At 68.5% G+C, this 23,885-nt stretch carries 14 protein-coding genes; 6 read left to right on the forward strand and 8 right to left on the reverse strand.

The window, feature by feature from the left end; genetic code table 11:
- Positions 1–70: 70 nt before the first annotated feature.
- Entirely contained in the window at positions 71–7,219 is a 7,149-nt protein-coding gene (locus tag VD997_12035) for a hypothetical protein (GenBank protein HYE62715.1), read from the forward strand.
- Positions 7,216–8,628: an immunoglobulin domain-containing protein gene (locus VD997_12040; GenBank protein HYE62716.1), complete on the forward strand. Its 1,413-nt coding sequence runs from the start codon at positions 7,216–7,218 to the stop codon at positions 8,626–8,628. Before VD997_12035 ends, VD997_12040 begins: the two co-directional genes overlap by 4 nt.
- Positions 8,629–8,646: 18 nt before the next feature.
- Here VD997_12040 and VD997_12045 read toward each other — a convergent pair whose 3' ends face one another.
- The 6 genes from VD997_12045 to VD997_12070 form a co-directional block, all read right to left on the reverse strand.
- Positions 8,647–9,111 (reverse strand): HepT-like ribonuclease domain-containing protein, encoded by a 465-nt coding sequence (locus tag VD997_12045; protein ID HYE62717.1) that lies wholly within the window; start codon positions 9,109–9,111, stop codon positions 8,647–8,649.
- Positions 9,101–9,397, reverse strand: a complete 297-nt coding sequence (locus VD997_12050) for a nucleotidyltransferase family protein (protein ID HYE62718.1) — start codon at positions 9,395–9,397, stop codon at positions 9,101–9,103. Before VD997_12050 ends, VD997_12045 begins: the two co-directional genes overlap by 11 nt.
- 132 nt (positions 9,398–9,529) lie before the next feature.
- Positions 9,530–10,759, reverse strand: a complete 1,230-nt coding sequence (locus VD997_12055) for a PilT/PilU family type 4a pilus ATPase (protein HYE62719.1) — start codon at positions 10,757–10,759, stop codon at positions 9,530–9,532.
- Between the two features lie 359 nt (positions 10,760–11,118).
- A complete protein-coding gene (locus tag VD997_12060; GenBank protein HYE62720.1) occupies positions 11,119–12,999 on the reverse strand; it encodes a S8 family serine peptidase in 1,881 nt (626 codons plus the stop codon).
- 132 nt (positions 13,000–13,131) lie between these two features.
- Positions 13,132–15,306: a hypothetical protein gene (locus tag VD997_12065; GenBank protein HYE62721.1), complete on the reverse strand. Its 2,175-nt coding sequence runs from the start codon at positions 15,304–15,306 to the stop codon at positions 13,132–13,134.
- A 230-nt stretch (positions 15,307–15,536) separates the two neighbouring features.
- Complete coding sequence (locus tag VD997_12070; GenBank protein ID HYE62722.1) at positions 15,537–16,691, reverse strand: sigma-70 family RNA polymerase sigma factor; 1,155 nt, start codon at positions 16,689–16,691, stop codon at positions 15,537–15,539.
- Positions 16,692–17,378: 687 nt separating this feature from the next.
- On the opposite strand from VD997_12070, the gene VD997_12075 reads away from it, so the two are divergent.
- From VD997_12075 to VD997_12090, 4 genes are all read left to right on the forward strand, one after another.
- On the forward strand, positions 17,379–18,005 hold the full coding sequence (locus tag VD997_12075) for a superoxide dismutase (protein HYE62723.1): 627 nt from the start codon (positions 17,379–17,381) through the stop codon (positions 18,003–18,005).
- Between the two features lie 112 nt (positions 18,006–18,117).
- Positions 18,118–19,077, forward strand: coding sequence for a hypothetical protein (locus VD997_12080; protein ID HYE62724.1), 960 nt, complete (start codon positions 18,118–18,120; stop codon positions 19,075–19,077).
- Positions 19,078–19,101: 24 nt separating this feature from the next.
- Positions 19,102–19,596, forward strand: coding sequence for a hypothetical protein (locus VD997_12085; GenBank protein HYE62725.1), 495 nt, complete (start codon positions 19,102–19,104; stop codon positions 19,594–19,596).
- A 56-nt stretch (positions 19,597–19,652) separates the two neighbouring features.
- Complete coding sequence (locus VD997_12090; protein ID HYE62726.1) at positions 19,653–20,264, forward strand: hypothetical protein; 612 nt, start codon at positions 19,653–19,655, stop codon at positions 20,262–20,264.
- Between the two features lie 49 nt (positions 20,265–20,313).
- On the opposite strand, the gene VD997_12095 is transcribed toward VD997_12090, so the two are convergent.
- Complete coding sequence (locus tag VD997_12095; protein ID HYE62727.1) at positions 20,314–21,042, reverse strand: hemolysin III family protein; 729 nt, start codon at positions 21,040–21,042, stop codon at positions 20,314–20,316.
- Between the two features lie 144 nt (positions 21,043–21,186).
- Positions 21,187–23,775, reverse strand: coding sequence for a hypothetical protein (locus VD997_12100; protein ID HYE62728.1), 2,589 nt, complete (start codon positions 23,773–23,775; stop codon positions 21,187–21,189).
- Positions 23,776–23,885 lie beyond the last annotated feature (110 nt).

Here is a 23,885-nt window from a genome sequence, read left to right on the forward strand (position 1 = left end):
AGCCTTCGGGAAGGGCATTGCGTGCGCCCCGGTTCCAAGTAGACTGGCCGCCCGAAAGGGGGGTCATCCCTTGAACAATGGCGTGTCGCGTCGGGCGGGTCGGGTCGGGCTCGTCCGCGGGTTGCTGCTGGCTTCGCTGGCGGGGACGGTGCTCTCGGCGCGGGCGGTGGCGCAGACGGACGTGCACTGGGCGGCGCCGGTGAGCGGGCTGTGGAGCGACGCCGGCAAGTGGGCGGGGGGCGTGAGCCCCAACAACGGCACGCCGCCGGGCGCGGTGTACCGGGCGTTCCTGAGCGCGACGGGGGCGAACCACACGGTGACGTCGATGGGCGACGTGAGCCTGTTCGAACTCACGCTGTCCTCGGCGCAGGCGCAGCTGCACCTCAACGGCGGCACGATGACGGTGCCCACGGTGAACCTGGGCGCGGGCACGCTCTGGCTCAACGGCGGCACGCTTGCGGGGAGCACGATCAACGCCACGGGCGGCGTGCTGCAGACGGGCCACTACAGCAGCGTGCTCGACGGGGTCACGATCAACGGCACGCTGACCACGGCCGGCACCAACATCCGCAACGGGATCACGGTCAACGGGCAGCTGAACTTCTACAGCGACGTGCTGCTGTCGGGGTCGATGACGCTGAACGGCAACATCGCCATGCGCTCGGACAGTTACAAGCGGCTGCGGATCGAGCAGGGCGAGACGGTGACGCTGGCGGCGGGCTCCACGCTCAAGGGCAAGTGGATGCTGGTGGGCGGGGAGTACACCGACGTGCCGCGCGGCACGCTCATCAACAACGGCACCATCGAGGCCGATGAGGCGAGCAACGGGCCGGTGTGGCTGCTGGCGCAGACGCTCACCAACAACGGCACGCTGCGCGCGAGCGGCGGGGGGCGGCTGATCGCCTCGGGCCTCATGGGCGATGTGGGCACGGTGAACGCCACGGGGGCGGGGTCCTCCATCACGCTCGACGGCACGTACACGCTGAACAATCCGGTCTCGGTGGCGAGCGGGGCCGCGCTGACGCTGAACGGGGCGTGGACGAACACGGCGGGCATCACGGCCACGGGGGGCTCGCGGGTGGTGCTGGGCGGGCCGCTGACCAGCGCGTCGTTCGCCAACATCACGCGGACGGGCGGCTCCAAGATGGTGCTCGCGGGGGCCTACGACAACGCGGGGCAGACGCTGACGATCAACGCGGCCAACCCCGACTACGAGCTCGCGGGCGGGTCGATCACCGGCGGCACTCTGGCCACTGCCGACGGGCAGGGGCTGGTGGTCACGTCGGGGACGCTGACGGGGGTGAGCAACACGGGGCTGGTGTCGCTGACTGCGCCGTCGGGCGTGCTGACCCTGGGCGGGGCGTGGTCCAACGCGGGCGGGACCATCGCGGTCACGGGCAGCAACGCGCGGCTGAATCTGAACGGCACGTTCACGACGGCGGGCCTGGGCACGCTGCAGACGGGCGCCGGCAACGACGTGGTGGTGAGCGGCGCGATGGACAACACCGGCGCCACCTTCACGCTGGACGCGGCGCGGGCGCGCTGGCAGTACACCGGCGGGTCGATCACCGGCGGCACGGTGCACCTGGGGTCGGGGGCGGTGCTGCGGGGCGTGGGCGCGGCGGGGGTCACGCTGAACGACGTCACGCTGACGGGCGGGGCCACGCTGCAGAGCACCACGATCTACTCGACGGACCTGGTCAACCAGTCGGCGCTCGTGCTGCAGAACTCGGGTGCGACGCTGCGGCTGGACGGCGACTGGGTCAACACCGGGACGATCCAGCTCAACGGCGGCATCGCGCGGGTGGGCGGGACCTACACGCGGGCGGACCTCGCAGGCTTCAGCGTCATCAACGGCGGACAGCTGTACGTGACCGGCGAGCTGGACAACAGCGGCGGCACGCTCTCGACGGCGCAGGTGGGCGAACTGCGGCTCGACGGCGGGACTATCACCGGCGGCACGCTGACCGGCGCGGACCTCAACCCGCGCCTGCGCGTGCACAGCGCGACCAACTCCCGCCTGCACGGGCTGACGGTGAGCGGGAACGTGATCGCGGACGACTGGGACGGCCAGGTGGAGACCACGCTGTTCCTCTCGGGCGGCGCGGCGATCAACGGCACGGTGAACTCGACGGTGGGGCTCATCGACGTGGACGCGGCGTCGGCCATCAATGGGGCGGTCACGCTGCGGGGCGGGGGCTCGCTCAACCTGCACGGCACGCGCACGCACAACCAGGCGATCGACATCCACTACCACCCGTCGTCGACCGTGGTGACGACGATCGGCATCGACGCGGGCGAGACGCTCACGATCGGGGCCGCGGGGACGATCTCCGGCGGGGGCGCCCGCGTGGTGAGGCTGGGGGAGACGGGCACGGCGACGCTGGTCAACAACGGGCTGATCCGGTCGACCTTCAGCGACGGCGGCGGGCTGCTCGTGGAGCCCGACGTGGTGGTGAATAACGGCGTGCTCGAGGCCTACGGGTCCGGCATCCTGAGCGTGCGGAACCTGGCGGGCAATCTCAACACCGCCCGGATCAACGGCGGCACGCTCACGCTGGATGGGGCGTACACGATCAACACGCCCCTGACCGCCACGGGCGGGGGCACGCTGAACCTCAACGGCGACTGGACGAACACGGCGGGCATCGTCGCGACGAACACGACGGTGAACCTGGGCGGCAGCTTCACGCAGGCGGAGATCGGGACCGTCACCCGCTCGGGCAGCACGAGCGTGAACATCGCGGGCGTGCTCGACAACACGGGCGGCACGCTGACCCTGGACAACGCCGCGACCCTGATCGGGCTGCGCGGCGGGACGATCCAGGGCGGCACGGTGGCCGCGTCGAACGGGCAGAAGCTGGAGCAGCGGAGCGGCGGCAGCCTGCTCGCGGGCGTGACGGTCAACGGCGATGTCGCGGTGCTGGCGGGCACGCTCACCGCCGACGGCGCGACCACGCTCAACGGCGAGGTCATTATTTCCTCGGGCGCGGCGATGCAGTTCCCCAGCTGGGCTACGGCCGGCACCGGCACGTTCACATTCAACGCCTCCAGCGGCAACGCCCTGCTGCGGGCGGTGCCGGAGGCGGGCGGGACGACGCTGACGCTCGGGTCGGATGTGATCGTGCGCGGCGGCAACGGCCTGATCGGCGAGGCGGGCACCGCGATCACCAGCAACGGCCTGATCTCCGCGAACACCAACGGCCGCACCATCACGGTGCAGGGCGCGTCGTTCAGCAACGGCGGGATCATCGAGGCCGTGGATGGCGGGCGGCTGGTGGTGAACGGCGTGACCGGCAACCTGGGCACGGCCCGCTCGCTGGGCACGGGCAGCGCCCTGACGCTGAGCGGCACGTACACGCTTAACGAGCCGGTGCAGGTGACGACGGGCTCGCTCACGCTCAACGGGACGTGGACGAACACGGCAGGAGTGGTCGCCCACGACGCCACGGTGAACCTTGGCGGGGCCTTCACGACGGCGGGCATTGGAAGCATCACCGCGACGGGCACCACGCTGGTCAACATCACGGGCGCGATGGACAACACCGGCGCGACGCTGACGGTGGACTCGGCGGTGGGGGCCGTGGGGCTCGCGGGGGGCAGCATCACCGGCGGCACGATCGCGACGGCGAACGGGCAGTCGCTCACGCAGCGGTCGGGCAGCAGCGCGCTTGCGGGCGTGCAGGTCACGGGCTCGACGCTGGTGGCGGGCGGCACGCTCAACGCGGACGACGCGACGGTGTTCGCAGGGCCGATCACGGTGGGCGCGGGCACGCTCAATCTGGAGACGGGGTCGACGCTGACTGGCGATGTGTTCTTGAACGGAGCGACGGCGGGGGCGCTGCGCTCGGCGGGCGGCACGCTGACCTTGGGCAGCACGGCCGTGGTGCACGGCGGCGGGGGCACCGTCGGCCTCAACACCGCGGACCTGATCACCAACAACGGGTTGATCCGCGCGGATGTGGCCGGTCAGACGCTCTGGGTGAAGGGCGACCTTGAGAACGCGGGCGGCCGTCTCGAAGCGACCAACGGCGGCACGCTGCTGGCAGAGTGGGTGCGGAGCGTGGGGCAGGTGAGCGTGTCGGGCGCGAACAGCTTCCTCGTGCTGGCGGGGCACTTCACGAACACGAGCACCATCGATGTGACCGACGGCGGCCGCCTGGGGCTCAGCGGCCAGTGGGTGAACAACGGCACGGTGAATATCACCAACGGCACGCTGGACATGTGGGGGAGCGCCGCGGGCGCCGCGCTGTTCAGCAACATCAACAACAATGGCGGGCAGGTGCGGGTGATGGGGCGGGTGGACGCCCGCGGCACGACTGTGACGGTCCCCAGCGGGCTGAACCTGGATGTGCGTGCCGAGCTGTGGACCGAGTCGTTGGCAGTGCCCGCGAATGAGCTGGTGACGGTGAGCACCGGGGGCGTGCTCAGCCAGGGCACCCTGCTGGGCAGCGGGCACATCCGGCTGCAGGGCGGCAACGTCTCCGGGCGTCCGTTCGTCAGCGGCGGGCTCACCATCCCCAGCACGTACACCATCAGCGGCTACGGCGGGGTCAACGCCCAGCCGCTGGTGAACAACGGGACGATCCTCGCGGACGTGCCGGGGCAGACGCTGGGCGTCAGCGGCTCGAGCTTCACGAACAACGGCCTGCTTGAGGGGTCCAACGGCGGCACGCTGAGCCTGGGCGGCAACTGGACCAACGCTGGGACGATCCGCACGCGGGACACATCGACGATGTTCCTGAGCGGGAACTACTCGTTCAGCGGCGGCACGATTGAAGCGCTGGACAGCTCGCAGATCCGGCTGGGAGGGGTGCTCGACAACACGGGTTCGACGTTCACGGCCGCGGGCAACGTGCTGCTGGAGCCCGGACTGTGGGTCCTTGGCGGCACGATCAACGTGCCGGGCACGCCGCTGCGGATCAACCCCGCGAGCAACTTCAGCGGTCAGCTCCATCTCCGCAACGGCGTGGCGCTCAATGGCGAGCTGCACATCGCGGGCAACGCTTCGCCCGCCAACCGCCAGCTCAACGTCCACAGCGGGCTCTCGGGGACGGGCACCGTGCGCCTGACCGGGGCCTCGTACCTTGGGTTTGAGAACAGCCAGACGATCAGCGGCGTGACGATCTTCTCCGACGGGACCGCGGACACGCTCACGCGGAAGATCGGGCACCGCACCAATGGACTCACGGTGACGCTATCGCCCACGGCCACGATCCGCGGCGGCAACGCCACGCTGTTCGACATTTCGCTGGGCGGCGGGCTCAGTTCCACCCTCGTCAACAACGGCACGGTGCGGGCGGACCTCCCCGGTCAGTTGATGCACCTGCAGCCGGGCACGATGACCAACAACGGCGTGCTCGAGGCGACCAACGGGGGCATCCTGCACATCGGCGAGTTCCACGGCGACCCGCTGACGACCTGGACCAGCGGCGCGACCGGCGTGGTTCGGGCCTCCTCGGGCGGCACGCTGCGGATCGGCGGCATCGCGACACTCGAGAACGGGTTTGAGAATGACGGGGGCACGGTGGAGCTGTGGGGCCGGCTCATCAACACCGGGCGCACGCTGACGCTCTCGGGCGGCAACCAGTCGATGGCCATCCGCGGCAACGTGCCGCGGATCGTGGGGGGGACCATCGACAACACGGGGGGTGGCCTGAGCATCCCGGCGTCGGACGGCAGCGTGTACCTGGAGGGGGTCAATGTCATCGGCGGGGTGACGAACTTCACGGACCTGCACCTGCTCAGCGGCACGAACATCAGCGGCGTGATGCGGCTGGAGGAGGGCTCGAACCTGTACTTCGGGCTGGGCAACTCGCAGGCGCCATGGGTGCTGGACAACGACGAGATCCACATCGCGCACGGCGGGACGCCCACCAGCAGCAACCGGATCCGCATCGGCGCGAACAATCTGGTGATCGGCGCGGAGAGCTGGGTGCACGGCGGCGGTGGCTACTTCTCTGCCCACCCGCTCGCCAACTCCTCGGTGGGGATCACGAACTACGGCCGCATCAGCGCGGACGTGCCGGGGCAGGTGCTGCAGATTGGGCTGACGAACTACGGCACGCTGGAGGCGATCAACGGAGGGCACCTGGCCGTGGGCGGCACGTTCCATCCGTCGACGGTGCTGCGGCAGATCAACAGCTCGATGAGCCTGCAGAATGTCTCGACGTGGCTGGTGAACTCGATGGAGCGCGTCGGGGGCACCATGAGCTTCAGCGGCTCGCTGGAGAACACCGGCGACACCCTCACGCTTGATCCCACAACGATCTGGAGGTTCGAGAACGCGTCCCGCATCAAGGGCGGAACCCTCAACGTGCCCGCCGGGACGAATCTGTACATGGGTCACGACACGACGTTCGACGGCATCACCGTGAACGGCACGCTGCGTGTGACCGATGCCGAGCAGATCCTCATGAGGTCGGGCGTCACGCTCAACGGCCTGATTGATCTGTATAAGCCCAACTCCAAGGTCGTGTTCGTCGGCGACCAGTCCTTCAACTCGGGCACGATCTTCTTCAACCCCGACGGCGGGGTGGGCGAGCGGCAGGTGACGCTCCGCGGCCCGGCACAGAACGGGGCCGGTTACGCGACGCTCACCTTCGGGCCCAACGCGGTGCTGCGCGGCGGGGACGGGAAGATCCGCCTGGCGTGGGGCTTTGGCGCCCTGGGCTCGTTCATCAACTATGGCCTGGTGTCGGCCGATATCGCGGGCAAGCAGCTGGCCATCGAGCAGCAGCGGTTCGTGAACTTCGGCACGGTGCAGGCGATCAACGGCGGCATCATCGCCTACCAGGGCCCGGCCCTGATGGGCGACAGCGCGGAGTTCTCCAACATGGGCTCGCTGCGGGTCACCGGCGGCAGCCAGATCCACTTCGGGATGCTGACGCTGGACTCGCCCGGGTCGGTGCTGTTCGCGCTCACCGAGGGCGGGCTGGGTTCGATCCTCGCGTCGGAGATCAACTTCGACGGGGCGCTGGTGCTGGAGGCCGAGAGCGGCGTGCAGTTCAGCTTCGGCGAGCGGCTGCCGCTGTTCACCTTCGAGCACTCGACGGGGCAGTTCGCCTCGATCACCCTGCCGGAGCTCGGCGGCGGGCTGGTGTGGGACCTGCGGGACCTGTACGTGGACGGCTCGGTGCGCGTGGTGCCCAGCCCGGGTGCGGGCGGGCTGATTGGCGTGGGGCTGCTCGCGGCGGCGCGGCGGAGGAGGCGGTCGTGAACACACGTGTACCGGTCGGGGGTTTCGGGGTGCGGGCGCTGGCGCTGCTGGTTGCGCTGATGCTTTCGGCGAGCACCTCTGTGGCTGCCGTGCGAGAGACGTTCGCGTTCACCACGGTGAACTCCAACGGCCTCCAGAACGCGGCCAGCAACTCGGTGCGGACGTTCAATGCGGTGGGCGGCTACGGCATGGGGCGGGTGAACATCACCGGCACGCTGACGGAGCTGAACGCGAACACGTTTGCGTCGGACGCCAAGATCCTGGTGACCGCGCCCAACGGCACGAGCATCGTGGTGCACGCGTTCCCGCGGAATGGGCCGAGCTTCGGCAACCTGTCGATGGACCTGTCGCTGTCGTTTGGGGCCCTGTCGAACGCCGCGGGCACATGGACCCTGCGGTTCTTCGAGGTGGTCGACAACGGCGGGGCGGCGAGCGTGGATGCGCGGTGGGACGTGACGGTGCGGATCACCGACGAGCCGCCCGCGCCGCCGGCGACGACGAACATGGGGGTGCTGGTGGCGCCCGGGTTCAGCGTGCCGTCGGCCTCTATTAACTCCAGCGGCTTCGTCATGTACCGCTTCACGCTGGAGCGGAACGTGGACGCGGCCCTGGGCCGGTACCTCGACATCGTCGCGGGCAACTCGATGACCTCCCCGGACACCGAGCTGGCCCTGTTCGACAGCGCGGGGCAGCTGCTGGTGACCGATGACGACACGGGCTCGGGGTTCGCCGCGCAGCTGAGCTTCGGCATGGGCACGCGCCCCGCGTACCCCAATGGCCAGCCGCTGGACGGCCGCAACGGCACGCTGCCGATGGGGACGTATTACCTCGCGGTGGGGCTGTACGACCTGCAGTACACGGCCCAGCCGTGGGGCATTGGGTTCATCGGGGCGTCGGGGGGGCTCTCGTTCGATGTGGTGACGAATGTGCCGCCGGGCACGGACTGCACGCCGCCGGTGATCACGGCGCACCCCGAGTCGCTGCTGCTGGCGCCGGGCGGCGGGGGGGCGATGTCGGTGTCGCTCGATGCCGGGCCGGGCGCGGCCAGCTACCAGTGGCGGCACAACGGCGCGGCGCTGAGTGACGGCGGACCAGTGAGCGGGACCGCGACGGCGACGCTGACCTTCACTGGGGTTGATACACCCAACAACGGCGTGTACGACGTGGTGGTCACCAAGCAGTGCGGGTCGGTGGTGTCGGACGGCGCGACGCTGTGGGTGACCTGCTCGTCGGACTACAACGGCGACGGCGACATCGGCACCGACCAGGACATCGAGGCCTTCTTCGCGTGCCTGGGCGGCAACTGCTGCGCCACGTGTGGCGGCGCCGACTTCAACGGCGATGGCGACATCGGGACCGACCAGGACATCGAGAGCTTCTTCCGCGTGCTGGGCGGGGGGGCGTGCTGAGAGTCGCTGGACCGCGCTTCACGCCGTTCCACCGCCGTCCCTGAGCAGCTCCTCGAGCCGGCGGGCGACGTGGGGGAGCTCGCGGTGGACCGTTTCCCATACCAGGCGGTGCTCGACGCGGAAGTAGACGTGCACGACGAAGTTCCGGAGCTCGCGGAGGTCGTCCCAGGCGATCGAGGGGTGCGTGCGGGTGATGCGGCCGGGGGTGTACTTCGCGGCCTCGCCGATGATGACGAGGTTCATCAGCACGGCCTTGTGGGTGCGGACATCCCTGGCGTACTGCTCGAGGGTGAGGCCGGCGGTGAAGGCGGCGCACTCGTGGCAGGCGAGGACGATGTCGCGGACGCGGTCCGCCCAGTGACGGTTGAGCTGCTCGCGCTCGTGGCGGCGGGCGCGGGGGAAGCGGTTGCCATGATGGGGGCCGCGCTGGCGGCCTCCGCGCCGACCGCCCCCGCCCTGTGAACCACCGCCCTTAGGCCACACGCACGCGCTCCTTCATGATGCGCTCGCGGGCGGCGCGGGAGAGGCCATCGCAGGTGCCCAGGTCCACCGGGCGGCGGAGCGCGGCCTGCAGGCGGTGCTTGATGCGGGCGAGGGTGAAGAGCGTGGCATCGTCGGCAACCTCGACGAGGAGGTTGACGTCGGAGTCTTCGGTGTCCTCGGCGCGGGCGAAGCTGCCGAAGAGGTAGAGCTCGCGCACGCCCAGGTCTTCGCGCAAGGCGGGCAGGAGCTGGCGGAGGGTGTCGAGGACCTGCTCGCGGGCGGACATCCCAGAATGCTAACCACAAAGACACAGAGACACAGAGGAAGGCAAAGGAAGCGAAAAGGAAAAGGCCCGGATCTGTACGATCCGGGCCTTCTGGTCTTCTCTGTGACTCTGTGTCTCTGTGGTTGGATTCTCTTAGATCCCGCCGAGCTTCTTGAGCATCATGCGGAACTCGTCGATGTTGGGGCTGGCGTCCTCGGCGACCTTGAGGGCGATGTACTCCTCCTCCACCAGCTTGACCAGGTGCCAGTTGAAGTCCTGCATGCCCGACTGGCGGGCCTCGATGCTCTTGAGGTACTCGCGGAGCTCGCCCTCGCGGCTCTCCAGGATGTGCTTGCGGACGACCGCGTTGTTGATGAGGATCTCGAGCCCCGGGATACGCGCGATGTTGGGGTGCAGCGTGGGCAGCAGCTTCTGGTACACGAACGCCCGCATCTGGTAGGCGAGGATCTTGCGGACCTGCTCCACTTCCTCCTGCTCGAAGAGGCCGTAGATACGGCTGAAGGTCTGCGTCGAGCTGGACGCGTGGATGGTCCCGTACACCAGGTGGCCGGTTTCGGCAGCGTGCAGCGCGGCGTGGAAGGTCTCGTTATCGCGCATCTCGCCCACCAGCACGATGTCGGGGTTCTCACGCACCAGGGCGCGGAGGGCGATCTTGAAGTCCAGGCAGTCGATACCGATCTCGCGCTGGTTCACCGTCGCCTTCTTGTCGACGAAGATGTACTCGATCGGGTCCTCGATGGTGACGATGTGCACGGGCTTGCGCTCGTTCACGTAGTCGAGCATGGCCGCGATCGTGGTGGACTTGCCCGAGCCGGTCACGCCGCTGAGCAGCACGATGCCGTTGGGCTGCATCGCGATCTCGGACATCGTCGCGGGGAGGTACAGCTCCTCGAACTTGCGGATCTTGCTGGTGATGAGGCGGCAGGCAACCGAGAGCTTGCCGCGGGCCTGGAAGAGGTTCACGCGGAAGCGGTTGTTGGCGTCGTAGTCGTAGGCGAAGTCGACGGAGCCGAACTTCTGGAGGTCCTTCTGCTGGTCCTCGGTGAGGATGGCGTCGGCGATCTGCCAGAACTCCTCCTCGCTGACGGCCTGCGTCTCCATGGCCTTGAGGGCGCCGCGGAGGCGGACCTTGGGCTGCTGGTCGCTCTTGATGATGAGGTCGCTGGCCTCGAACTTGATGGCGGCCTGGAGGAACTTGCCCCAGCGCGTGGCGTGGGGGTCGTTCTTCTTCTTGCGCGACATGCTGACGTGGCCAACGTGTGCTGCTGAAGATTCCGGTTCTGCTTCGACGCTCACGTGCTTGCTCCCGGCCGGCTTGTGCTCCGCCGTCGCCGACCCGTTCACCGCTGTATCCGTAGACAAGATAACCTCCCAGCCCCGAACCCGGTAGGGGCTCCAAGGCCAAACCGATCACAAAACGGCACTGGTGGGTGCCTCCCTGAGGCCCACAAGATACCCATCCGCGGGCGTTCCCGTCAGCCCCCTATCCGTGCCCGCCCGGCGGTGGTTCCAAGGGCGGGCTCTCGCGGAGCCCAAGGCATGTCTCTCGCGGAGGACGGGGGGCGCGGAGGGGGACGGAAAGAGGGGACAACGGTGGCGGGCAGGCTCTTGAAGGGTGCCGTGCCTGCTCCGCGCCTCCGCGCCCTCCGCGAGAGGATGGCCTTCCAAAACGCACGCGGGCCCCCTTACGAGGGCCCGCGGAGCGCGTTTCGAGGTTCAGGTCAGTTCTTCGCGACCTTCCCCACGGTCTTCCTGGGGTTGATCACAAAGCGGCCCTCGTAGCCCTCCATGGGCTCGGCCCCGGAGCGGATCAGTTCCACCACCTGCTCGGTGGTCAGCTTGGGGTTGAGGGCGAGCAGCTTGCCCGCGAGGTTCGCCACGTTGGGTGCCGCCATCGAGGTGCCGGAGAACTTCATCTTCTGCCCGCCGGGGATGTAGCTGTTCACCTCGAAGCCGTTGGCGTACAGCGTCACGTTCTTGCCGAAGGTGGTGAAGCCGGTGGGCTTGCCGCCCTGGTCCACCGCCCCGATGGTGATCATGTTGGGCACGTTGAGGCCGGAGGGGATGAGCTCGCTGAAGGTGTTGTCGTTGTCGCTGTTGCCGGCCGCGGCGACGAATAGGATCTCGGGGGCGCTCTTCATGGCCTCCTCGAGGGCGTCGCGCTGGATCTTGAAGAGCTTGCGGGAGAGGGCCGCGCGTTCCTCGGGGTTCTCGCCCACGCCCTTCATTTCGAGGGCGCCCTCGATGTCCTTGCGGGAGCCGCCCCAGCTCATGTTGCACACGCGGACGCCGGCCTTGCGCATATAGGCGACGGTGTCGCGAGCGGCCTTGGCCTGCTTCTGGGCGTCCTCGATGCTGGGGGTGACGGTGGGGATGAGCTTGTAGTCGAAGGTGATGCGGACGGGGAGCAGGCGTGCGAAGGGGTTGCCCTCGGCGGCGATGCCGGCCACGTGCGTGCCGTGGGCGTAGTTGCCGAAGAGGCCCAGGTCCTCCTGGAAGGTGCGGACGTCGTCTGGCTTGAGGGTCTTGATGTACGCCAGCAGCGCCTGCCGCTCGGGGCTGTCGATGTTGGCCTGGAGGTCCATGAGGCCCTTGGTGTGGGCGACCACGAGGGCCTTGTCGTTCTGGAGGTCGGTCACCGGGTGCAGCAGCTCGGGGGTCGTCGCGCTGTAGAGGTCGTAGGCGATACCGTGCACGTCGTCGACGAAGCCGTTGTTGTCGTCGTCCTTGCCGTTGGCGGCCTCCTTGGGGTTCTCGAAGAGCTGGCCGCTGAAGATCGCGGTGTCAACACCCGAATCCCAGATCGCGATCACGACTGGCGTGGCCTTGGTGTCGGGCGTGAGGGTGACGAGGCGCTCGGTCCATACGTCCTTGACGGCGACCTCGTGGCTCTTGATGACCTCGGAGTAGACCTCGACGACGAGCGGGTTCACTTCGAGCAGGCGGTCGAGGGTGGCCCGCATGTTGATGAGGCCCCATGCGAAGTCGTTGCTGAGCACGCCGCCCGCCTTTGTCGCGACCTCGTCCATCGCGCCCTGCACGCCCCCGATGATCAGAGTGCGGCTGACCATCTCGGCGCGACCCTTGCCCTGGGTGATGGCCTCACGGACGGTCTCCCATGGCAGGTCCTTGACCTGCGCCTTCAGCTCGCGCTTGAAGGTCTCGGCGAACCTGGCCTTGTCCTTCTCCTTGGACGCGGCCACGAGGGCGCGGGCGGTGAGGCCGGTGGTGAGCTTCTTGCTCTGCTTGGCCTCGAGTTCGCGGATCTTCTCCACGTACGTGAGCACGTCGGCGTCGCGCTTCTCGTACATCGCGATCGCGAGCAGCACGTTGTAGTAGGACTGCAGCGTGGTGCGGTCCTTGATGTCGTACTTGGCGAGGTCCTGCTCGATGTCGGCCTTGACCTGCGTCACGAACGCCTTGAACGGCGCGTCGCTCAGCAGGAACTCCGATGGTTTGCCTTCGATCTTGTACGTGTGACGCGGCAGGTCGTCCGCGGTTTTCACCTCGATCTTCCCGCCGGGCTGCGTCTGCGCAGCAACGACGGACGGCAACCCAACCAGCAGGCCCGCGGCCAGCACGACAGCAGCACACTTGTTCAAGGCGATCTCCCAGGTACCCCCGGTAGTGGGGGAGGGGATCATAGCGCCGGGCCATCAGGGCCCGGCAGTGGCGCTACCCCTCACCCACGCTGCGGGCGAACAAGGGGATGCGCGGGAAGGCCGCTTCCGTCCTCAGCAGGGGCTGCCGCCCAGGACGCGGAAGAACGACTCGATGTCGGCGTCGGTGCCGATGTCACCGTCGCCATTGAAGTCGCTCTCGGGGCACGCCGGGCAGCAGCGCCCACCCAGGCAGGCGAAGAAGGCCTCGATGTCGGCGTCGGTGCCGATGTCGCCGTCGCGGTTGTAGTCCGCGCCGCCGCAGCCGGTGACGCGGAAGCTGAAGGTGAACGGCGTGACGGCGTGCTCCTCCGCGACCATGAGGCGGTCGCACAGCAGCATCCCGGGCCTGCTGACCAGCACCCAGTTCCCCGCGGGCAGCGGGCTTTGGAAGCTGACGCGGAGCGTGCGGGCATCGACCTCCTGCACCTGCGGGGGCGTGGCCCACGCGGGAGTGCCCGCGACCAGCTGGCCGGTGCTGTCAGCGGGGAACAGCTGAACCGGGGAGAGCGCCTCGGCGGCCTTGCGCACCGGCCCGCTGAAGCTGAGCATCACACCGTGCTCCTCGAGCTCGTCATGGGCGATCACCCCCGGGCTGCACGTGCCGCAGGAGGCGGGAACGCTGTCGATGAGACGCAGCGAGAAGGGGGCCGCGCCAGCCATGCCACCGCCCAGGTCCTGGCTGCGGAATGGGCACTCCGGGGCGTTCCAGGCGCGCCAGCCCACGCCGTCACGCGCCACCAGCACGGGCCCACTCGAGACAGTCGGCGTTTCGAGGCGGGTGTTGGAGATGATCAGGCCGTGGAGCCCCTGGGGGTCGTGGATCACCACCGGGCCTGAGCGGTCCTGCCCGGTTCGCACCATCGAGCCTTCGGGCAGAACATCGAGGTGGATCGCGCCGTCCATCCACCCCTGGATGTCGAGCGACTCCACACGCGAGGCCTCGATGAAGCCGCCGTAGCAGTTGCCGCCGATGGTCATGGTCCCCAGCGGCGCCCGCTCTGAGGTGTCGCCGCACTCGACGGCGCACACCATGTCCCCCGCAACCGTGAATGAGCCGATGCCGCGGGGGGCCCGCACGAGGATGATGCTCGCGTCGCAGGCGCTGTTGGCGTGGATGTATCCGCCCACGGTCAGGCTGCCGATGGCGCCCGTCGCACTCGACACTTCCACAGGCACGCAGAAGAACAGCTCCTCGATGTTGCGGCCAACGGTGACGGACGTGATGTCCCGCTCGGCGCGGATCGACGCGCCCAGGTCTTCGCCGATGTCGATGCGGCCGGGGGCCTCGAACCCCGCGACCTCGACGCGCCCCCGGGCGGACTCGGCGATCTCGATCACCGCGAACACCATCCCGGCACGGATGGTGGTCCGCTGCAGCCCGCCCAGGCCGTCGTCGAGCGAGCGCGTCCGCACGTGCCCGGAGAGCGTGTCGCACTCCAGCTGAATGAGCGCGCCCAGCCGCGGGTCGTGGAATCCCGCGTGCTGGCCGGTGTTGGTGTCGATGAGGGCGTTCACCGCGCCCAGGCCTGTCTCATCCAGCGACGTGCAGCGGATGAGGTCGATGCCGTCGCGGGCGCGGATGCCCCCGGGCGCCGCGATCCTGATCTCGCCGCTGACTTCGAGCGACAAGATCTTGCCGCCCGTGCTTTCGACCGCGCCGAACAGGCCGTCGCCCTCGAGCCCCTGCCCCACGGCCACACTGCCGATCGTCCCGCTGATCGCGAGGAGGCGCGCGTTAGGACCGATGCGGCGGCGGATAGTGACGCCGTCGATCGCCTGCTCGCTTTGGTTGTTGGATGCACGGGCCGTGACGCTCGCATCGACCGAGTCGGCATCGAGCCGACGGACCAGCCCCACATCGACGGCGCCGGTGATCGTGCTCACTGCGATGGCGGCACGCACGCGCGTGCCCAGGGCGCTCGCGTCCAGCCCAGCGAGGGATGAGCCCGCCCGCCCGATCTCAGCGAGGGCATTGGGCATAGCCGTGACTGCGGGCGCGGCCACCAGCACATCCAGCATCGTGCTGCGGGTTCCGGCGAGGGTGATGGGCCCGATCACGTCCTGGGCGGCGCCGAAGGCGCGCACCCGTGTGTACGAGTCGTCGAGCGCCGGAAGGTCGGCGATCGGGGCGCCCGAGGCGTACGTCCTGTACACCGTCTCGGAGCCCTGCCTCGTTAGAAGAACGGTTACGTCGCCCTGCGCCGCGCCCACCATGGCCAGCGCCCACAGACCCACGAGTGCCCGCATCGGTTCGCCTCCATGCGACCTCCAAGCGCACCCTGAGCATGGGGGTGCGAGAGGAGGGCACGCCGAAGCGCCCGTGAAACCACCGATGGCGTAAGTTGAGAACAGACGGCGACTTGTGATTCGCCTGCGGGCTGAGGCACGCGTCAGCCTTGGACGAAACTCGGCTCACGCCAAATGAAAAGGGCACGGCGGATGGCCGTGCCCTTGGGGGTTGGTGCGTGAAGGGCTGCTCAGTTGAGCGAGAGAGCCGCCAGCATCGAGGAGGCCATCTTGGCCGCGACGTTGTTGGGGGACTTCATCTCGCCGCCCTGCTCGAGGACGGCCTGCTGCTCCTCGAGGGCCTCGCGGTTGCCGAGGAAGTGTGCTTCCAGCTGGAGACGGATCTTCTCCATCGCCTTGTTCTGGATCTGGCGCACGCGTTCCTTGGTGACGCCGATGATCTGGCCGACCTGCTCCAGGGTCATGGGCTTCTCGAGCTCGCCGCTCTCGAGACCGAAGCGGTGCTCGATCACGGTGCGCTCGACATCAGAGAGGTCGGCGCGGTTCTCGATGACGATCCGCTTGACCTCTTCGGCCGCGTCCTTCTCGAAGGTCGACCGCTTCACCTCGAGGAAGTTGGACTTCTCGAGCTTGGGGTCGAAGTCGGTGGGGAAGCGCTGGCGGTACTTGGAGAGCTTCATGCCCTGGCGGCTGAAGGCCTTGAGGATGGCGCGGCAGGCGTACGTGCTGAACTTGTAGCCACGCCCGGCGTCGAACTTGTCGACGGCGCGGAGCAGGGCCATGTTGCCCTCGCTGACGAGGTCAGCGAAGTCAACCTCGCTCATGCGGGTGCGCTTGGCCATGGCCAGCACCAGGGCCAGGTTCGTCTCCGCGATCTGCTCGCGGATGCGGTCGCTGAGCCGGTACCAGCGGAGGATCTCCTCGGCCTGCTCGGGGGTGGGCTGACGCGTGGGCGTGCCCCACACCTCGTGCTGGAGCTTCCAGATCCGGTAGCGGGCGTAGTTGAACTGGTGGAACAGCACCTTCTCCTCGGCGCCGGTCAGGATGACCTGCTGGGCCGACTTGACGGTGCGGTTGCGCGTGCTGGACAGGTCGTCCATGACGGGGTGGTACCAGCTCGTGTCGGGCTTCTGGATATCAGGAGCCTCGTCGTAGATCTTCCGCTCGGCCTCTTCCTCGTAGAAGGCGGGCGAGTCGATGAAGTCCTGCTCGCTGGCCATGATCTGGGTCAGGAGGCGCTCGTCCTCGGCGGAGAGGCGGCGCTTGACCGCCTTTCCGGCGACCTTCGTCGCGGTCTCCTGGACCTCACCACCAACGCTGATCCGGCTGCGGCGCCGGACCTGCTCGATGGGGCTCAACGTTCGTTTGGTGGTGCTCTGTCGCATAAGTCGTCCTTGCCAGCCGTGGCACTGAGAGTTCGTTGTTCAAGGCTTTTCAGAGTCGGTCCGGGTTGTGTTCTTTCCCGCTGGAGCAGCTTCGTGCGATGTTCCGGCGTCAACTGGCTCGTGGATCAATCCTCAATCGCATATTCATCCATTCACAACCCGCTCGTCCTACCGTCCCGCTACCAACTGATCTACCAATCCGGACATCCCGTGGTCTCCCCGGGGGTCCAGCCGCTTCGAGCCGTCTGGTGCGGCGCGAAGAACAAGGCGGGGTGCGGTTATCGGCCACCGAGCCCGCCTATAGTCCAAACTCCGCCACACTTCGGGTCGAGTTCTCGCCGTGCTCCCCGCGGTTCCGGGCCTTTTGTGCCCATCACCGGTGATACGACGTCCCCTGCCGAAGGTTTCGTTCTTTAGAACGATTCCATGATGTCGTTGGCTTCCGTGCCGCTCAACACCCGCTGATCCTCAGCGGTCCCGTACAGACGCCGCCCGCAAACGACGATTGATTCTGGGGGAAGGTCCGGCTAGCCTCATCGAGGGGGGGCCACAACCAACGCATCGGCCCTTCACAGACCGCCAACATACCAGATATCGACGCTCATGCCAAGCACGGGCGCGTTTTTCAACACCCGTTCCACACCCTGAAACCCCCGCGAGTCAAGTTCGCGGACCCGGAGAATCCCTATGCCCTTGACCCTGCCCAACTTGCCGTACGCCCCCGAGGCCCTGGAGCCCCACATCGACGCCCAGACGATGAATATTCATCACGGTAAGCACCACCAGGCGTACGTCACCAACGCCAACAAGGCGCTGGAAGGAACCAAGCTCGCCGACCTGCCCGTGGAGGAGATCGTGCGCCGGTTGGGTGATGTGCCGGAGGACAAGCGCACGGCGGTGCGGAACAACGCGGGCGGGCACCTCAACCACTCGCTCTTCTGGCAGATGATGGCGCCGGCGGGCAAGGGCGGGGCGCCTTCGCCCGAGCTGGCGGAGGCAATCAAGAGCACGTTCGGATCGATGGACGCGCTGAAGGAGAAGATGGCCGCGGCGGGCGCCTCGCGGTTCGGCTCGGGCTGGGCGTGGCTGGTGGTGAACGCGGGCAAGCTCGAGGTGTGCTCGACGGCCAACCAGGACAGCCCGGTGATGGGCAAAGCGATCGCCGGGTGCGAGGGGGTGCCGATCCTGGGCGTGGACGTGTGGGAGCACGCGTACTACCTGAAGTACCAGAACAAGCGGCCGGACTACCTGGCCGCGTGGTGGAACGTGGTGAACTGGAACTTCGTGAGCGAGCTGTACGCGAAGGCGAAGTAGGCGAGCGACTTCTGATCCGAGACTTCGCCCAGAGCGGCTCAGTCTCGGCTTCGCCGGTTTTTCCAGTCGGCGGATCGAATGATCCGAGGACAGTCCGCTCGGGAGACGCCGCATGCGCAACAAGAAGATGGCCCTCACGCTGTTCCTGGTCACCCCTGTGGTGCTGCTGGGGGTCATCCTGCTGGCGATCAAATACTCGCGCCCGGCGATGAACGCCCCGCCTGTGGGCGCGGGCGCGGGGAACACCGGCGGGGCCAACGCGATCGGCGAGTACATCGCCGAGAAGAGCAAGCCTGTGGAGCCTCCGCCGGCACCCAAGCCCGTCGAGGCCCCCAAGCCCAAGCCTGTGGAGCGGCCGGTCGAGCCGGCGCGAACAACCTATCCCCGCGGCACGCTCACGAAGGTGCAGCTGCCCGGCCCCGCGGGCGAGGGCACCATCGAGGCCGAGGTGTTCACGCCGCCGGGCTACGACAACCCCGGGATGGCCTCGCAGACCTACCCGACGCTGTACCTGATCGCGGACAGGGCGTTCATGCCCGACGGTCTTGCGCTCGACGATGCGGCCTCCAAGCTCATGAGCGTGGGCACCATGGACCCCGCGATCATCGTCGCCCTGCCCGCGAGCGGCGCCAGCAAACCCGAGCAGCGGCGGGCGTACGCGGAGTGGGTGGTGACGAAGGTCGCGCCGGCGGTGCGCGGCGCGTACCGCACCTCGGCCGGCGCAAAGGCCACCGGCATCGGCGGCGCGGGCCCTGACGCGTGGACGGCGCTGGCGGGCGCGACCTACCACGCCGAGCTGCTCGGCCTGCTGCTCTTCCATGACCCGCGCGGCCCCGCGCCGGTGATCGAGGAGCTCCAGCCGCCAGAGCGCGTGGCGCTGACCGATGCACAGGGCGCCACCGCGGGTCGCGAGGCGATCACGGCACTCTCAACGACGCTCAAGGGCGCGGGCCTCGGCCCGGGCCGGCTGCTGACGCTGGTCTCGGGCGCCGATGACGCTGCGGGTTCGCGCCAGCGGCTCGAGCACGGGCTGGCATTCCTGTTCCCGCCGCCGGCCGAGGGAACCAAGTAACCCACGTCGCGGTACCATCGCGCGATGCGTCTGCCCGGCAGCAAGATCTGGCGCGCGTTCCCTGAGCTCGACCGCTTCAGCGATGAGCAGTGCGAGCGGTTCGTGCTACGCGCCAAGCAGGAGCACGGGTGGGGCAAGGTGTGGACGCTGGCGGGCGCGGTGCTGCTTCTGGCGATCGCGGTGCCGGTGCTGGTGGTGCTGATGGAGGCCGCGTGGTCTCTGGCTGAGCGCTGGGTTCTGCGGAGCGCCCCGGGGGTGTACGACGCGGTGATGAGCACGGCGGGGCGGGCGGCGCTGGCGTTCGCGATCGTGCTCGCGTGTCTGCTGGTGCTGCTGCTGGCGCGAGACCTGTGGCTGCGGCGGACGGTGAGCCGGCGCATCCGCCGCACCGCCTGCGCCGGCTGCGGGTACCCGATGCTGGGGCTGACGCCCGACCGCGGCGTCGTCACCTGCCCCGAGTGCAACCGGGCGTTCTTCCTCGACGACGCGGGGCTGAGCGAGGAAGACCTCGCTCTGTGAGGACCCTCGGCGGGCTGCGCGAAACCGCCACCGCAGGGGGCCGGTAGGATCTGGCGATGCGGATCCCCGGCACCAAGGTGTGGCGCGCGTTCCCCGAGCTCGACCGCTTCAGCGATGCGGAGTGCGAGCGGTTCGTCGAGCGGGCTACCGCGGAGCACCAGGGCAGCAAGTCGGGCGTGATGGCGCTGGGGTGCCTGGGGCTGGTGATCGCGGTGCCGCTGGTGATCTGGCTGGGTGTCGCGGCGTGGTCGGCCTTCTCGCCGGCGTTCTTCGGCGGGATGCGGAAGTCTGACCTGGACGTGGTGGAGGACATCGCCAAGACGGCGTTCATCGCGTTCCTAGCCCTGGGCTGCTCCCTCACCATGCTGGTCGTGCGCGACCGGTGGTTGATCCACACGATTACGCGGAAGGTGCAGAAGGCCGCGTGCGCGGGGTGCGGGTACTCGCTGCTGGGCTTGCAGCCGGATCACGGCGTGGTGGTGTGCCCCGAGTGCAGCACCCCGCTGCACCTGCGGGACGCGGGGCTGAGCGAGGAGGACCTGATGGTGGGGGACCGGCCGCGGGGGACGGAGTGCGCGCGGTGCGGGTACTCGCTAGGCGGGTTGCAGCCGGTGAACGGGGTGCTGACGTGCCCGGAGTGCAGCACGGAGTTCGTGCGGGCGGGGTGAGTAGAGCGGATAGGAGTGGGGGAGTTCGATCGCTTGCGCGATCGGCGCTTTACTGGCCAACGGCCAGCAGGCACTCGCGGATGGCGAACCAGTGCAGCGTGCTGCCGGCGACCACTGCGAGGTGCCACACCGCGTGCGAGTAGCGGACCTTCCCGATCCACACGCGGGCGTAGAAGATGGTTCCGCCGGTGTACATGATGCCGCCGGCGAGAATGAGCCACAGTGCCCTGGCAGGGGTGGAGGCCATCAGCGGCCCCAGGCTGAACAGTGCGAGCCAGCCCATGGCCACGTAGAACGCCAGCGACACCTTCTCATAGCGGAGGCCGAAGCGCAGCTTGAACCAGGTGCCCAGCGCGGCCAGGGTCCACACCGCCGCGAGCATGCCCCAGCCCCACGCCCCCTGAGCGCGCAGCACGGTCATGCAGATGGCGGTGTACGTGCCCGCGATCAGGTAATAGATGCAGATGTGATCGGTGATCAGCCGGCGGTACTCGCCGGGCTTATCCTGGTGGTAGTGGTAGCGCGTGCTGGCGGTGTAGAGCATGATCAGCGTGGCGCCATACACCGCGCACGCCGCCACGTGCCCGGCGTTCCCAACGCGGTGCGCCAGCCACACCAGCACCGGCGCGCCGATCAATGCGAGCACCAGCCCCAGCCCGTGGGTGACCCAGTTTGCGGCGCTCTCGGAGAGGCGGCAGGCGGACCACCAAGGGTCACTGGCGGGGCAGGCGGAGGAACGCGTGGCGGATTCCTTCCGCCAGGAGGGCATGGCACTCATTGACGGAGTGTTCGACATACCAGGCAGCACCGGATGAAGACCCTGTGACAATCGCTCGGAGACACCGGCCCACGCTGGAATGAAAAGGGGCCCGGCACTGGCCGGGCCCCTCGCGAGGTCTGAACTTACCGGTTCACCGCGCGATCAGCAGGGGTTGCCGCCGAGCACGCGGAAGAAGGCCTCGATGTCCTGGTCGGTGCCGAAGTCGCCGTCCCCGTTGAAGTCGCTGCCCTGGCAGAAGCAGGTGTCGCAGCAGTTGCCACCCAGGCATGCGAAGAACGCCTCGATGTCCTGGTCGGTGCCGGCGTCGCCGTCGCCGTTGTAGTCCTGCGGGCCGCACTCGTCGCCCGGGCACCCGCCGCCGGGCAGCGGGATGCGGACGAAGACGTCGCCCAGGTCGGTGTTCGCAGTCGCGCAGCCCACGGCGGTGGCGCCGTCGCGGACCTGCACGATCAGGTACAGGTCGGTATCAGTGACGAACCCGCCCGCGGCGACGAAGGCACGGATGTAGACGTTGTCGTCGAACACCCCGTTGTTGTTGAGATCGACGGGGTCGTTCTCACGGGCGACGACCGTGGTGCCGTTCAGCACCACCACGCTGTCGGTGAGCGTGTTGGCGGAGTCGGTGAAGCCGCCGACCACGTAGTTGCCGTTCGGGCTGCCCGAAGCGAGCACGAAGCAGTTGGCGGTCACGGCGTCGTGCCAGTTCTCACCCGCACCGGGGAAGATGGGGGCGCCCTTGTTGGTCAGGAGCGCGCCGTTGCGGACAACCCAGTCCATGGTGTCAGCATTGCTGCCGTATGCGAACCAGTCGCCATTGGCTTCCATGAACGCGTAGTGGATGGCGAGGATGGGCGACTCGAGGGAGGTGTTGGGAACGCCCGCGGCCTCCTGGAGCACCACGGCGTTGTCGACGACGATCACGCGGTCCTGGGTGGTCGCGTCGTTCACCGTGCCCGTCCACAGGTAGTGCTGCCCGTCGGCGCTGGGGAAGAAGCCCTGGCCGTCGGTCGCGCCCGTCTCGAACGCCTTGACCGTGAAGCTCGCGCCGGCGATCTGGCCGGTGGGCACGGTCGTGCCCTCCTGCGCGAGCATCGAGGCGGCCGTGCGGCTGAAGAGGGCCGTGTCGGTGGTGGTCGTCGCGCCGGTGAAGTTGGACAGGAACGACACCGTGCCGTCGTTCTGGATCGTGGCGTTGGAGCTCGTGGACCCGAAGACGAACGCCGTGTTGGGCACGGCCTGGCCCTCGATCATCGAGAACTCAAACGCGGTCCCGTTCCACTTCACCACGGCCTCGTCGGCGGTGGTGGGGCCGGTGGTGTTGGTCGAGAAGACGAAGTGGCCGGCATCGGTGATGCCCAGCACGTCATCGAAGGCGCCAAAGGCGGAGAAGTCCGGGGCGGTGTCGCCCTCGCGCACGCCCACGGTGATCTCGTTGTTGGCATTGCCGATGAGAAGGACCTCGTCAGCGCTCGTGGTCGCGAAGTCGGTGTCCGCGGCCATGATCCACAGCTGCCCGTTGGGGCTGCGCTGCGGACGCTCGAACACGGTCGTGCTGAAGAGGGTGCCGGGGATGCCGGGGACCTCGCGGTTGGCGGCGCCGGTTACGTTGGAAACCAGCCCGCGCGCGGCCGCGGAAGTCGGCTGAGGCGCGGAAACCAGGGTGCCCCGGGAGGACGTGTTGTTCAGGGCCCGCTCGTCAGTCTCGGAGATGGTGACCGTGGCGGAGCCGGTGGCGACGCCCTGGCTAGGGAGCGTCACCGTGACCGAGAGGGTGGCCGAAGCCGCGGGCGCGAGCGAGCCGAGGTTGACCGTCACGGTGCTGCCCGAGGGCGTCGCCGTGGGGGTCGAGGACACGAACGACGAGCCGCTGGGCATGGTGAAGGTGACGGTGGCGTTGGTCACGGGGTTGGTGCCCGAGTTGACGACGGTGGCCACCCAGGTGCCGGTGCCGCCCGCACCGACCGAGCACTGCGCCGGGCCCGAGAGCGACACGCGGGCGTCGACCGCCGGGGGCGTGGGGCAGGTCGTGGGCACCCAGGCCAGGCCCAGCCAGTTGCCGGAGCCAAGGAAGCCAACGACGGTGGCGGTGCCGGTGTCGACGTTGATGGTGCTCAACGTTTGCGTGTTCGAGCACGCGACGTAGAGCGTGTCGTTGTGAGGCACGTACGCGACGCCGTGGGGGTTGGTCGGGCCGTTGAGGGGACCGACCAGCGTGCCGGCGCCGGTCGCACGGTCGACGATGTACAGCGAGTCGTCGGCTGAGGTCAGGCCGTAGAGCAGGCCGCGCCCGGAGTGGTACCCGAGGTTGAGGAACGAGGTGGTGCCCGCGTTGCCCAGCACGGTCGCGGCGCCGCTGACGGGGTCGATGGTGTACAGGCTGCCGCCGCTGCCGCCGAAGAGCTGGCCCGAGTCATGGTCCCACTCGAGGCCATGCATCACAATGGTGGAATCGCCGTAGCTGCCCACTGGGGTGGCGACGAACGTGGTGAGGTCGAGGCGGTAGAGCATGTCCTCGCTGGTGGAGGTCATGTACATCGTGCCGGTTGCGCAGTCGTAGGCGAGGCCGGCGACGGTGCCACCCGCGCTCACCGTGCCCGCCAGTGTCGTAGCGCCGGTGGCGATGTCGACGGTGTAGATGTTGCGGTTGCTGTTGAGCAGGTACATCGTGCCCTGGCCGTAGCAGGTAGCGGCGAGGACAGTGGCGGCCGTAGCCGCGAGGAACGTCTTCATGATTCAACCTCTCTTTTCTCTCAATGGAGCATCCCCGGGCCCGCCCCGCCCGGCACGCCCATAGAGTAACGAAAACGCCCCGGCTCACAAGAGCCGGGGCGGGGGAAGTC

It is taken from the genome of Phycisphaerales bacterium (assembly GCA_035627955.1).
Lineage (GTDB): Bacteria > Planctomycetota > Phycisphaerae > Phycisphaerales > UBA1924 > JAEYTB01.